General features: G+C 45.1%; 9 protein-coding genes. 1 reads left to right on the top strand and 8 read right to left on the bottom strand.

Annotated elements, in window-relative coordinates; genetic code table 11:
- Window position 1 precedes the first annotated feature (1 nt).
- The 8 genes from BXO88_RS13775 to BXO88_RS13810 all read right to left on the bottom strand — a co-directional run bounded on the left by BXO88_RS13775 (window position 2) and on the right by BXO88_RS13810 (window position 11,355).
- Window positions 2–2,002, bottom strand: coding sequence for an alpha-glucosidase (locus tag BXO88_RS13775; protein ID WP_078038311.1), 2,001 nt, complete (start codon window positions 2,000–2,002; stop codon window positions 2–4).
- Window position 2,003: 1 nt separating this feature from the next.
- Window positions 2,004–2,675 carry a DUF4867 family protein gene (locus BXO88_RS13780; protein ID WP_078038312.1) on the bottom strand — a complete coding sequence of 224 codons (672 nt, stop codon included), beginning with the start codon at window positions 2,673–2,675 and terminating at the stop codon, window positions 2,004–2,006.
- Window positions 2,676–2,677: 2 nt separating this feature from the next.
- Window positions 2,678–3,541 (bottom strand): NAD(P)-dependent oxidoreductase, encoded by an 864-nt coding sequence (locus BXO88_RS13785; protein ID WP_044994982.1) that lies wholly within the window; start codon window positions 3,539–3,541, stop codon window positions 2,678–2,680.
- Between the two features lie 70 nt (window positions 3,542–3,611).
- Window positions 3,612–4,298 carry a transaldolase family protein gene (locus BXO88_RS13790; protein WP_078038313.1) on the bottom strand — a complete coding sequence of 229 codons (687 nt, stop codon included), beginning with the start codon at window positions 4,296–4,298 and terminating at the stop codon, window positions 3,612–3,614.
- A 293-nt stretch (window positions 4,299–4,591) separates the two neighbouring features.
- Window positions 4,592–5,749, bottom strand: a complete 1,158-nt coding sequence (locus BXO88_RS13795; protein WP_078038314.1) for an iron-containing alcohol dehydrogenase — start codon at window positions 5,747–5,749, stop codon at window positions 4,592–4,594.
- A gap of 293 nt (window positions 5,750–6,042) precedes the next feature.
- Window positions 6,043–8,526 (bottom strand): (2S)-3-sulfopropanediol dehydratase, encoded by a 2,484-nt coding sequence (gene hpfG, locus BXO88_RS13800; protein WP_078038315.1) that lies wholly within the window; start codon window positions 8,524–8,526, stop codon window positions 6,043–6,045.
- A gap of 176 nt (window positions 8,527–8,702) precedes the next feature.
- Window positions 8,703–9,653: a (2S)-3-sulfopropanediol dehydratase activating enzyme gene (gene hpfH / locus BXO88_RS13805; RefSeq protein WP_078038316.1), complete on the bottom strand. Its 951-nt coding sequence runs from the start codon at window positions 9,651–9,653 to the stop codon at window positions 8,703–8,705.
- A 463-nt stretch (window positions 9,654–10,116) separates the two neighbouring features.
- Complete coding sequence (locus BXO88_RS13810; RefSeq protein WP_078038317.1) at window positions 10,117–11,355, bottom strand: reverse transcriptase domain-containing protein; 1,239 nt, start codon at window positions 11,353–11,355, stop codon at window positions 10,117–10,119.
- 176 nt (window positions 11,356–11,531) lie between these two features.
- Here BXO88_RS13810 and BXO88_RS13815 point away from each other — a divergent pair, with 176 nt between their 5' ends.
- Entirely contained in the window at window positions 11,532–13,721 is a 2,190-nt protein-coding gene (locus BXO88_RS13815) for a peptidase domain-containing ABC transporter (RefSeq protein ID WP_078038318.1), read from the top strand.
- The last annotated feature ends 5 nt before the right edge of the window (window positions 13,722–13,726 follow it).

The raw sequence follows: 13,726 nt of genomic DNA on the forward strand, positions 1-13,726 counted from the left end.
TTTATTTTCCGTATTTAGCACGTATACTTTCGAACAGCTCTCTGTACTTTGATGCCTTACGGTAAAATACAGGCGTGTCACCAAGCTCCGCTTCTACGACATTGACACCATGTCCGTAGCTTCGTCCTGTCCAAAGGTGGATCCACTCGTCATCCGGAAGATATACTTCACGTTCTGTCTGCCCTGCTGTATAAACCGGTGCAACCAGCACATCTCTTCCGAGTAGATACTCGAACTGCTCCGTGTAGCACCTTTCGTCTTCATAGTGAAGGAACAACGGTCTCTGAACCGGTATTCCCTTTTCATGATTTTCCTTTACCGCATCCCTTGTGTACGGTGACATCATAGTGTAAATGTCTACAAGACGTGCCATCCTGCTGATTCCGTCTTCGTCATCATAGAACTGATAGCAGTCATCCGGACGGTTTCCCTCGTGGGTTCTCATAACAGGTGTGAATGCTGCCATCTCAGCCCATCTCATGAATACTTCCTTGGTTCTCACATTACCGAAAAGTGAAGTATATCCGCCGATGTCGCTGTGGCTGATTCCGCATCCCATCATGCCTGTTCCGAGAGCCGCAGAAATGACTGTGCAAAGTCCGTCATGCCTTGAAAAATCCACTGACTGATCGCCTGCCCAGAGAAGTGTGCAGTACTTCTGGCTTCCGTTGGCGCCCGCTCTCATGAAGTAAACTATCTTTCCGAGATTGCCGGACTCCTTGACTGCCTCGTAGTTGCATTTTGCCCAGAGAAGCGGCCAATGATTATGCTCGACCATGGCTGACTTTCCGCTGTAGAGCACGATATCGTCAGTTGGAAGATATTCGCCGAAATCCGCCATCCAGCCGTCGATTCCTATATCGATGCTGTACTTTTTGATGATTCCCTTGAACCATTCAAAGGCCTCAGGATTTGTCAGGTCCACAGCACCGCAGTAGAACTCTCCGAAATCCACAAGATATGTTGTACCGTCATGACGCTTTGCGAAATATCCCTTCTCTTCACCTTCCTTAAACAGCTCTCCATCATTAACGAGATATGGATTCACATATCCGAGGAACTTAACTCCCTTTTTGTGAAGCTCTGCTATCTTCTCAGGAAGGTCAGGATACATCTCTTTGTGGAAATGCCAGTCCCACTGAAGTCTCTTTCCGAAGCTGGTAACTCTCTTACCGCACCAGTCCTGACACCAGATTCCGGAGAGCTTTACGCCCTTTTCCTGAATCTTTTCTGCGAGACCGAAGGATCTTTCATTTCCGCCCTGTACTCCAAAGATAAGTCCGTTGTAGACCCAGTCCGGAAGCTCAGGCTGTCTGCCGAAATAAGCTGTTTCCTTTAAAAGGAGCTCCTGAAAATCTTCAGCCGCCTCTATACGGACGGAAGCAGGAACCTCCCAGATCTGAAGCTCATGGAATTCATCATTTCTGAAATCGAAATCTGCATAAGCTGTTGAATCAACATGGAGATAATATCTCTTTGATGAAACGAAGGTAGGCTCCGGGTAGTTTGTATTGTAGTAATCTCCGCCGGCCTTGTTCTCAACGTCTGATCTCCATGTAACATATGTTGTTTTGTCTCTGCCTACTCCCGGTTCAGATGTCCAAAGAGGGAAATGTCTCCCTCTCAGGTCAAAATATGACATCTGCTCTCCGCAGCCGTAGATGTGTTCATCCTTATCAGCTGCTACTCTGAACCAGAATCTGTTTACTGTCGGGTCGTTATTCTCGAACTTTATTTCCGCGCACTCGCCCTTTACAGTAACTGTGGCAGTTATCTTTCCTTCAAAATCAAGGACTGTGGTTCCGTCTTTTTCCTCAGAAGCTGTAAGCTTCAAAGGAACCTTATCCTCCACATAATCCTCGATCTTGTAGTTTCCTCTGTACATGTCCACAGACTCTTTTCCGTGACCGACATATATCAAAGGTCTCTCTGAATCTGCGGAAAGTATTATTCTGTCACCCTCAGCAAGTTTTAATGTCTGCTCTTTAACAAGTAATTCCATGTCAATAATGAAGCTCCTTATTTGGTCCGATGACTCCTGTGACTGCTCCCTGCTTCACCAGAGGTTCTCTCTCAGGATGACAGATCACCCATTTGTTTCTCTGGAGAAGAAGTTCGCTTTCCTTGTCTACAGGTGAAAGCTTTTCAAGAGGTGTGTTGGTTCCCTTAGGCAGGATAACAACTCCCTTGAATCCTTCATCAGTCACTCTGCATGGTGAAAGGTGAAGAGTTGTCTCATACATCTCTATCACTGTGCCCTTCGGTACGAAAAATACCTGCACATCATTTATGTCGTAAGTATTGTCCTTTATGTCCCAGACATGACCGAGGCAGAGCATGAAGTCTGTTATGGCAATGTTTATCTCGCTGCCCTTGTGATACTCGAAACCGTTGTAGGTGGTATTTCTTCCGTTGCAGTATCCGATCTCTATCGGCATACCTCCGTAGATCAGGTTTTCAACCTTATCCTTTACAGAAAGGCTCTCCATCTCGAGAACAGATGCCACATAGACATTGCCCTGCTCCGGAATGGGAGTTTCCTTTTCCATGTAATCCACAACTTCTGAAAAATCGTATCCTGTGACTACACGTCCGTAGGTCTTGAAGGCTTCATGATCAAGGACTGACTTGATGGTAACGTCATTAACTTCATTTAAATGCTTTAAAAGCTCCATGATCACACCTTTTCAGCTCTAACGACCTTAATGGTTGCTGAGAAGTCTTCCTTTGCATATCCGGCTTCCATAGCCTTGTCGTAAACTCTTACTACGTTCATCTCGCCAGGCATCGGAAGTCCCTTCTCCTCTGCGAGCTTCTTGCAGATGTTCACATCCTTGTACATATTCTCAATTGAGAATGCTGTAGTGAAATCATTCTTCTCGATAACATCCTTCTTGCTGTCCAGATAGAAGTTCTGTCCGCCGCCGTAGGAAATAGCTGTTGCGAAGGTCTGGATGTCGATACCGCATACTGCAGCAAGATTTGAAACCTCATTTACGCCGTTCTGGATCTGACCAACCAGAGCATTGTGAAGGATCTTCATGGTGATACCTGTTCCGTTCTCACCCATGCGGATGATGTTCTCGCCCATGTATGCAAGGATAGGACGAACTGTATCGTAAAGCTCCTCATCACATCCAACATAGATTCCGAGCTTGCCTGCGATAGCCGCCGGCTTTGACTTAACAACAGGAGCATCTGCGAACTGAGCGCCTGTCTCCTTGACCATCTTTGCGATCTCAACTGATACGCTTGGATCGATGGTACTCATATCGATGCAGATCTTACCCTTGCCGAGCTTCGGAAGGATCTGTGTATAAACTGATCTGGAATGCTCTGACTTCGGAACCATGGAAATGATCACATCCGCTTTCTCAGCGAGGTCAACATTGTCTGCAGCTGCAACTGCACCGAGCTTTACGAGCTCATCAACCTTTTCCTTTACCATGTCTGAGCAGTAAACTGTATCGTTATGCTTCTTGACTATATTTGCACACATTGACTCGCCCATGATTCCGAGTCCGATAAAACCAATCTTCATTATCTTTTATCTCCATTCCTTAGTGCTCTCATGTGCAATGTCTACACAGAGCGCTTTTATCTGCTTTTTATTACTCTGTCTTTGTGTTGTCCCATGCATCACAGAAGGTTCCGATACCCTGTGTTGTAAATGCGTGGTGCTGAGCACTCTTGTAGATCGCAAGACCAGCTGTGATGATGTCTGCACCTGCTACTGCACAGTCAACCATCTGCTTAGGTGAACGAAGAGCTGCACAAATGATCTGTGTCTTTCCGTAGAAGCCGTAGTTCTTGTAGATGTCAACGATGTCCTTGATGTACTGCTTGCAATCCTCACCGTTGTCCTCTTTCCATCCGATGAAAGGTGATACGAAAAGTGAACCGTTCTTTGCTGCGAAAATAGCCTGTGCAGGAGCAAATACAAGTGTAAGGTTTGTTCTGATGCCTTCCTTCTCAAGCTGTCTTGCTGCTGCTACACCAGCCTCTGTTGCAGGAATCTTGATGGCGAAGTTTGGAGAAACCTTTGCATACTTTCTTGCTTCAACTACCATATCCTCTGTCTTGTCAAGGTGTGGGTTGATCTCTATTGATACAGGGAACTTGTCGATACCCTCAAGACCATTTTCCTTGATCCAGTTTGCGATATCAGTTATAGCTGTTACAAATGGCTTGCCACTGAGCATGATGTGCTTTGGATTTGTTGTTACACCATCGATGCCAAATGTCTTGTACGCATAATCAATCTCATCTAACTTTGCACTGTCTAAAAAGAACTTCATTACTTCCTCCTCCGGATGGGATATATAAATCTCATTCGCAATAATTAGTTAATTAATTTAATTAATTAGTATTATAGTGTAGGTTGCACAATTGTAAAGAGCGTTTTCGACCATAAATGCATCATAATTTTGTTTTTGTGAATTATATATCAATTAGCCTATTAATTTTATCCAAATTGCCCTCTTTTCACATTCCTGTTTTTGTGGTAAATGCGGACAAGCACTTATAAAACCACATAAAAAAGCTTCCACAGGCATCATCAGGATGCCGGCAGAAGCCTCTTTTTAAATTATCAGATTGCCTTCTTATAAAGCATGATGCAGTCCTTGAGTGTGGTCTGGCGAGGGTTTGCCATGATATTTGCCTGACCCTTCATGGCATCTTCAGCCATGGCATCGATCTTGTCCTCTGTTACACCTACATCAGAAAGCTTCTCAGGGATACCCAGCTGCCTGTTGAGTCTCTTTAACTCCTCCACCAGCATTTCAGGTCTGAAATTCACTACAGGTCCATTTTCCTCTCTGATGTATCTGTAGATCTTCTCGTACTTTCCGTCGTGGTCGGCGATTGCATTGAACTCAGCCACATAAGGAAGGAGGATAGCATTGGCAACACCGTGAGCTACATGGAAATGTCCGCTTACAGGGTGGCTTAAGGCGTGAACGTCGCCGAGTCTCGCCCATGCAAATGATATTCCCGCGAAATTTGAGCCGAGCATCATGGCACTGGCTGCCTCAGGATCCTTACGGTTTGCAGTGAAACGGCGGAGATTCTTGCCGATAAGCTCCATAGCCTTCTCTGCCATGGCATCTGAGAAAGGTGTTGCGTTGTTTGAAACGTATGCCTCCATGGCATGAATGAGGGCATCGATACCACAGGATGCAGCAACGGATGCGGGAGCTGTCATGATAAGCTCAGGATCGAGAACTGCAAACTTTGGGATCTGCTCATAGCTGAAAACAGACATCTTGAAGTTGGTAACTTCATCTGTGATAACAGCACTGGCTGTAACTTCGCTTCCTGTTCCGGCTGTTGTGGGTACTGCGATGATAGGTGTGATAGGGCCGGGAACCTTACCTGTACCTACGTACTGCTGGATCTCGCCACCGTATGTTGCAAGAACACCTACAGCCTTGGCAACATCCATAGGGCTTCCGCCGCCGAGAGCTATGATACTGCTGGCACCTGACTTTTTATACTGCTCTGTTGCGTCCTTAACACATGCAACTGTCGGGTTCGGCATAACATCGAGGAAAGCTGTGCACTTGATGCCGGATACCTCGATAAGATCCCTTACCTTCGCAACAACACCTATTCCTTCAAGTCCTCTGTCAGAAACCAGAAATACATGCTCTGACTTCATTTCGCCCTTTAAAAGCTCAGGAATCTCCTTGAGACTTCCTACACCGAATTTTATAGTCTGTGGAATTTTAAAACAAAAATCATTCATAATTATACCCCTTCTCTATTATCCCCTTCTCATTAACCGTAAAGAGACCTGTTTTAAGTGACACATCCTGTGTCATATTATGACATAAGTGTCATAAGTCTATCTCCCACTTGTGCTTGCACAAAAGTAGGAGATAGACTTCATGACACGCCACACATGGAGCATGGAAGGACGCTTTAGCGGCCTGGGAGTGCGGAATGTGGGAGAATCGTGAGAGCGCTCTGCGCGGAACGATTCTATGTCGACTTTTGACACTCACGTCATATTATATTAAAAATCATATACCCGGCTAATCAGAAACTAAGTTCAGTTCTCTGTATCAGATCCTTCTGGAGCGCCTTTCCGAGCTCTACAAAGTACGCACTGTATCCGGCAACTCGCACCAGCATATCCTTGTAGTCTTCAGGATGCTTCTGAGCCGCCCTCATGGTGGCGGAGCTCATGATATTGAACTGTACATGCATGGCTCCATGCTTTATGTACTGGTCGATAAATGCGATCATGTTGTCTCTTCCCTCTATTCCGGCAACTGCCTCCTGAGGGAATTTCATATTCATGAGAGTTCCGTTTCCCGCCTTGCTGTGATCAACCTTCGATACGGAATTTGTCAGGGCTGTCGGTCCCATCACATCATGGGAGCCTCCATCTGTGTGCACAGGTCCCATATTGTCGGAGATGGCCTCTCCCATCTTTCGGCCGTCAAGAGTTGCATTGGTCACCATACCCATGGCGACATTGGCATTGACAGAATATACTCCCGGATTGAACTGTCCGCCCTTTCTGTAGGTCTTTCTACCGCTGATATGACCTGTGTAACAATCGAACATGAACTTGAAAAGCTCATCTGCGTAATCATCGTCGTTACCGTAGTGATGAACCTTGGAACCGTTCACAAGAGCATACAGCATCTCATGTCCCTTCCAGTTGTCCTTTACAGCCTGAAGGAGCTCCGCGCCTGTCACCTTATGCTCGTCGAACATAAGCTGTTTGATAGTTGCCAGTGAATCGGTGCAGGTTCCGAGGCCGCTTGCCTGAGGACCGATACCGTTATACTTTGCGCCTCCCTCAGTAAGATCCTTTCCTGTGTCCATGCAGTTCTGGAAGAATGCCGATACATATGGAATCGGTTTTCTGTGCTCATGAGCCGCTTCGATGATATTGAGACTTGAACACATCTGGTCGCACCAGTAGTCGAACTGCTTATCTATGCTTTTAAGAACCTCATCAAAGTTCTTATATGTCTCGAGGCTTCCGGTATCCGGTCCGAACTGCTCTTCGGAATCCAGGAACTTTCCTCCGTTGATGACCATTTCAAGCATCTTCGGGGTGTTTACATAAGCCGCATCATGCCATCCGTACTCTGCTCCCGGAAGGTCAGGCTCAACGCATCCTACTACGCAGTAGTCTCTTGCTTCTTCGAGAGACATGCCCTTACCGAGCATTGCCTTTATGGCAGGTGCATCATTGAAAAGCTTTGGATGACCGAAGCCCGCACGTATACATTCAACGGTTTTTACCTTAAGCTCATAAGGTGTCTTTTCCGATAAACGAACACAGATCCATGGAACCATCATCCTCGTATGCTCTGAAGCTTCCAGAACAAGAAAGGTAAGGTCGTTTGTGGCATCATTGCCATCCCTGTCGAGGCCGCCTATGGTGAGGCTTTCTCCTCCGAAGCCACGACCGTTTCTTACTGCGGTTGACCCCCAGTCCTTGAGCTTCGTCGGATTGTTAAGCTTCACGAACTGATCCTCAAGTATCTCCAGAGCCTGCATCTTGGTGATCACACCGTCATCTATGTCAGCCTTATAGTACGGGTACAGCCATTGATCCATTCTTCCGTAGGATATGGAATGACCGTTACTTTCGATGGTGATAAGGGTCGTTGCAAAGTTAAAAAGCTGTACTGCCTGCCAGAAGGATCTCGCCGGACCTCCTGCGATCTGATGACAGTTAAATGCCATCCTTTCAAGCTCTGCTTTCCTCTTTGTATCCTTTTCTTTTTCCGCATACTCTTCCGCAAGATCAGCATATCTTTCGATGTATGCCACCGATGCCGAAAGCTCTATGATCATGGCATCGTAAAAATCTCTCTTATCGGAGAACTCAGGGTCCTTCCTTGATAATGCTTCTCTCTTTTCCTTTGCCTCCGCAATAAGCCCGTTGAAACCCAGCTTCATGAGCTTTCCGTAATCTATGGCCAGATGTCCGGTGCCTGCGTAATGATATAGATTGGTCTGGAAGATCTTCTTCCCGGCTTCCGAGCCTTTGATCTGTTCGTCATCAAGACGCCCCTCTACTTCATCCGCAACGGTTCTGCCCTGCCACCACTTACAAAGCTCGATGGCCTCCTGCTTCTCCTCTTCACTTCTGAAATAGAACTGATCATGCTCTCTGTCTTCAAAAGGATGGTTTACTGCCTCATCAAGTATCCAGTTCACGGAAAATTCCGGATAGATGGGTGACGCTTTCGTGGGAGCGGCATTATCACCCAATATAAGCTCCTGATCGTAGATATAGAGTGTCACATTTTCAAGGATGTGCTTAAAGGCATATGCACACTGAAGCTTCGCAGGCGCTTTTGGATGTGCCTTGTAGGATTCCGTCACGAGACGAAGCCGCTCTATGTCTATCCAGTATTTTTTATCCAGAAATTCCTGCCTCAGATAGTTGATTCTCGGAAAGGGTGACCAGTCCTTGTGATGCACCTCATAACCCAGATGGCACTGATGATCAAAGGGTTCTGTCCCCTTTGCATTTGTATGATACTCCGTCATATATATCCTCCTGATGAAACGCCGGTCTTTGATATGGATAAGCAAAGCCGACGCTGCATATCTATATATGATGATGTAAAAGAGAAAAGTTGATCACGAAACATCAACTGAAGAAATACCATGTCCAACATCCTGCTGTGGATGCCGGACATGAACACAGAAGACTGTATCCGCCGTCACTTTCCGGTCCTGGTACCCACAAGACATTTAATGCCTCTCTCATTGAAGTATTCTGCTATCTTTTCCACCCGCCTCTGAAAACTCGGGCGGTTGAACTTCAGATTTTTCATGGGATATTCCTGTCCCAAAGACTCATACTTCTCGATACCTAGGCGCATAAAGCTCAGAAGCTGCAGCACCTCTATGTTGTTGTTAAGTTCTTCCTTAATGAAATCCGCAGAAGCTTTTATATTCTCTTCATCATCATTTATATGTGGGATCACAGGGATGCGCAGTATGGTATCTATATTTTGTCCGGAAAGTTTTTTCAGATTCTCGCGAATCAGCTCATTGCCAACGCCGGTATATACGCGATGCTTGGTGCTGTTCATCAGTTTAAGATCAGAGATCACAAGGTCCGTATAGGGAAGCACCTTTTCAACCTCGTTCCATGAAACGGAAAAAGTGGATTCCAAACAGGTATGAATGTTCTCCTCTTTACATCTCTTAAACAGCTCTCTTACGAAATCTGCCTGAAGCAGAGGCTCTCCGCCGGAAACAGTCACTCCGCCTCCGGACTCTTCATAATAACCCTTGTCTCTCAGAATAATCTCCATGCATTCCTGAACCGACATCTTCTTTCCCCAGCTTCTTATGGCGTCCGAGGGACAATTATCCCCGCATACCATACATCCCTGGCAATCAGCTCTTTCAAGTCTCACAGGCTTGTTCCTGAAAAACTGCAGTACATTATCCTTCGGACAGACTGCCTTGCAGGCACCGCACTGCTTCAGTCCTATGCATTTTTTCTTATAAAGCCCCGGTTCTATTCCGGGCTTCTGACTCTCCGGATTGCTGCACCATCTGCACCTCAGTGGGCATCCCTTGAGAAAAAGCTCTGTCCTCATTCCCGGTCCGTCATGTATGGTAAATCTCTGAATATTAAAAACAATTCCTTCTGTACTCAATTAGTCACCTATCCTTAGTTTACCTTCAATTCCTTTACATATACGTTCGAGAGTGTCCTACATAGCCTTACTCTTGCCAAGTTCCAGCCGAAGAATCTCTTCCCGAGACATGTCCGATCCTGCCCTTGACTATGTTATATTCTAGGCATAAACGGCAGAATTTAATATTACCCCTATTGCTTATTTATATAGGGAATGTTCCTTATTTTCAAATGGATGTAAACAGTTCTGTCAAGCCAAAAGAATAAGCACATCACTGTCGTTTTCCGACATAATGATGTGCCATATCACAAAAAACGGGCGGGGTTCCATTGAATGGCTGTGCCGTCAAAAACACACCCTTACAGCGGCCGTCTGCCGAGCCGTTTTTTGCCGAAGAGCTGTTTTCTGTGCAGACGCGCATATGTATGCGCACCCGCCCGTTTTTTCATTATGATGGTGGTGTTAAAAAAACAGTTTAAATCTATATCCTTTTATCATTCTCATCGATACCATGATAGAAGGCATGAACCAGTGTACGGTATCCCATTCTTTGCATAGTCTTATATCGGACCCTGTATTTGGAATCAGTTCTCTTGCCTCCGCTTCCGACATAGCGTATACATTCCTGACAGTAATTGTCAAGCTTACGGAGACTGTCACAACGAGTCAGTATCCTGAAGGACCAGTCAACCCAGTTGAGCTCGTTGGTATCAAGTCCTCTTCCGAAAAAATACATATCTATCCTGTCTATCATTTTCTTCATGGTCTCTTCTCTGGACAAACCATACTTTTTTTGACACCTCACCAGCTTTCTGGCTTTGTGATTCATACGCCACATTATGGATTTCATAGAATGCTTTGATATATCATACTCTCGTCCTTCTATGGAAAAACCAAGAAGATCAAATTTCTCCCCGGGCATAAGTATATCTGTTTTATCTTCATTAAATGAAAGTCCTCTTTCTGAAAACAGATCCTTAAGCTTTATGTATATCCCTTTGGCCTCCTCCTGAGACGATGAAAAAATCGCTATATCATCTGCATAGCGACAGTAATAATCGCATTCCTTCCTGATAAGCATATCTACGTCTTTAAGGTAAACATTCTCAAAAAATGTGGTCAGGGGACATCCGCTAAGGGCTCCTGTAGAACCTTCCATGAGCCTGCCGTCAGCATAAAACCGTCCCCTCATCAAAAGTGTCCTTAAAAACCAGCAAAGATCCGGATCTGTATCTTTAAATAAAGCATCAAGCATATCCGCAAGAATACCGGGCTGAAGACTGTCTCCATAGCTTTTAATATCTGATTTCAGGACCCATTTGGTATTACACAGATCATTCTTTCTTATGTCATAAAATATTCTGGAAACATGCTTTCCGATTCTGAAAGAATAGACCGAATCTTCATAAATATCATCATAATCATGAAGCACAAAGGCCATGAGCTTCATGAGCATCTTCTCTTCAGCTAAAAAACGGTATATGGTCCTTTTTTTCTGGCTGCTTTTCTTTTTAAGTAAGGTCCTGTGAGGTATGGACAGAAAAAAATCACGGTTACAGAGACGTTTTATATCCGTTTTACATTTATCTGAAAGGATATACTCCTTTAATTCGGCAAGTTCTTCCGGGCTTATGTTATATGAACCTTCCTTTCTCAAAAGGAAAGCATCCCGAACCTCGGGAGATAGCATTTTTTCAAAAACAGTTGCTGTATTATTCATCTTTTCATGCCCCCTGAATAAACATGGAGTGCCGGTATAAACCGGCTCTAATATACTACAACAGCTTATTTTTTACCATTTTATCATAGCCGGCTCATGCCGTAAAGATAGCCATCACAGGACGCAACTGATATAATACAAGGTAAGTGTATGGTTATTTTTTGAGGACATGTACCATGAACATAAATATCCCTATAACGATACAGATGCATTCCGCCGAAAACGCAATTGCTGTGATAGCTTCCATGCTCGGGGCCTACGGAAGATTCGAGCCCCTTGAAAAGCTGCGCGAAAAAACAGTGGCTTCCAGAAACGGTTCCACTCCCGAACAGCTTTCGGATATGGCAGAGCAGTTCGGACTGGATACGGAAATTCTGAATATTTCAAAAGATGACATCTGTAAGCAGACTTTCCCACTGGTGGCCTTCTGGAAGAAAAGGTATTACTGCATAGTAAAAAAGATAGACGGAGAAAGGGTATATGTCATGGATCCTTCAAAGGGAAATGTATGCCTGCCTCTTTCATTTTTTAAAGACAGATTCTCCGGCATCATGATAAGGATGGTTCCCGGTGACGGTTTTTTAAAAAGCGGAACCAGGCCCCGGATATTTAATATTATCTTCCGGCGCATGAAGGGAATGGAGGCCGTACTTATAAAGGTCATCATCCTTAACATCCTCGCTGTGGTACTGAATCTTATCATGATCAACAGCCAGAGGATCCTGCTTGATATGGCATCAGATACAACAGGAGCTTCCGGATTTACTTCGCCCTTAAACCATCAGCTTATGATGAAGCTCCCGACCCCGCTCCAAAATACCTCAGGCCTTATTCTGGCCACGATGTATGTGTCTCTTGCCCTTCTTACCATTGTTAATGTTTTAAAAACTCTCTTCATCTTCAGATCAGCTTTTTTGAATGCTGCAAAATCTGAATCAGCCCTCTTTAAGAAGCTGTTTGCCCAGCCTCTTCAGTTTTTTGAGCAGTACAGCATCGGTGAGCTGATGCAGCGTATAGACACCAATAAGAATCTGAGCATGTCTCTCATCAGAAGCATAGTCCCAAGATTTCTGGATCTGCTGATGGTCTTGCTTTATGGTATTCAGATGTTCCTGTTTAACCCTGTGCTGGGCGTCCTCTGTCTTCTGGTGGAGATAATCTATCTTATACTGTCCGGTATCCTTCAGTCTGAGATCGCAAACCGGGCCAGAGTTCTAAGTACAAGTGCAAATTCCATGAACTCCGTCACCTTAAGCGGTCTTGGAAACATTGAAACCATCAAGGCCGGCGGTGTGGAAAGGGTCTTTTTTTCAAGATGGAACAAGGCACAGCGTCTTTACCGCGAAAGTCGTTTTGACAATATAAATATCAAACAGGCATCCACAGCTCTGAACGGATTCCGTTCCGTCTTTTCGCAGGGCATGATACTGTTTGCAGGCGCGTATTTCATCATAAAGGGGAATTTCACTCTTGGAATGATGGCAGCACTTCAGTCAATTCTTGCAAACCTGAGAAAAAGCCTCTCAAACTGCGTTCAGACCGTAAACTCTCTTCAAAGCACCAGAACCAGCATAGAACGGGTCGAAGACATCGAAAACAGACACCTGAGAAATGAGATACCTCTTCATGAAAAGGAAGAACCGGTACAATTTCCCGGAAATCTGGAAGTAAAGAATATTGTATTCCGGTACAATGCCGGTGATCCTCCCGCCATTCAGGATGTATCTCTATCCGTAAAAAGCGGTGAGATCATCGCTATCGTGGGAGAAAGCGGCTGCGGAAAGACGACTCTCCTTAAATGCATAGGAGACATGTATCAGCCCGAATCCGGAAGCATCCTATATTCGGGAAAAGAAAGAGCGGCCATTCCTGATGTGGTATTTCATTCATCTCTTGCAATGGTCAATCAGGAAGTAATGACGTTTCAGGATACCATCATGTCCAATATAACCCTATGGGATTCCACCATAGCAAATTATGACGTTATCATGGCCGCCAATGAGGCCCAGATCCATAAACGGATAATGAGGGATCGAGACGGATATTACGGGTCTGTTCTTGAAAACGGCAAAAATTTTTCAGGGGGAGAGCTCCAGAGGATGGACCTGGCAAGAGCTCTTGCAAAGGAACCCACTCTGCTCCTGCTGGATGAATTCACATCATCCCTTGATGCTCTGACTGAAGAGAAGGTTTTTGAAGCTTTACGAAAAAAGGGCACCACCTGTATCATTTCGGCCCACAGACTTTCCACTGTTGCATCCTGTGACCGTATTTACTGCATGGAAAAGGGGCGAATTGTTGAAAGCGGAACTCATAATGAACTTATGGAGATGGACGGTCTTTATAAACGGCTGGTCAATGCTTAGAAGCT

The sequence above is a fragment of the Oribacterium sp. C9 genome (assembly GCF_002007235.1).
Lineage (GTDB): Bacteria > Bacillota > Clostridia > Lachnospirales > Lachnospiraceae > Oribacterium.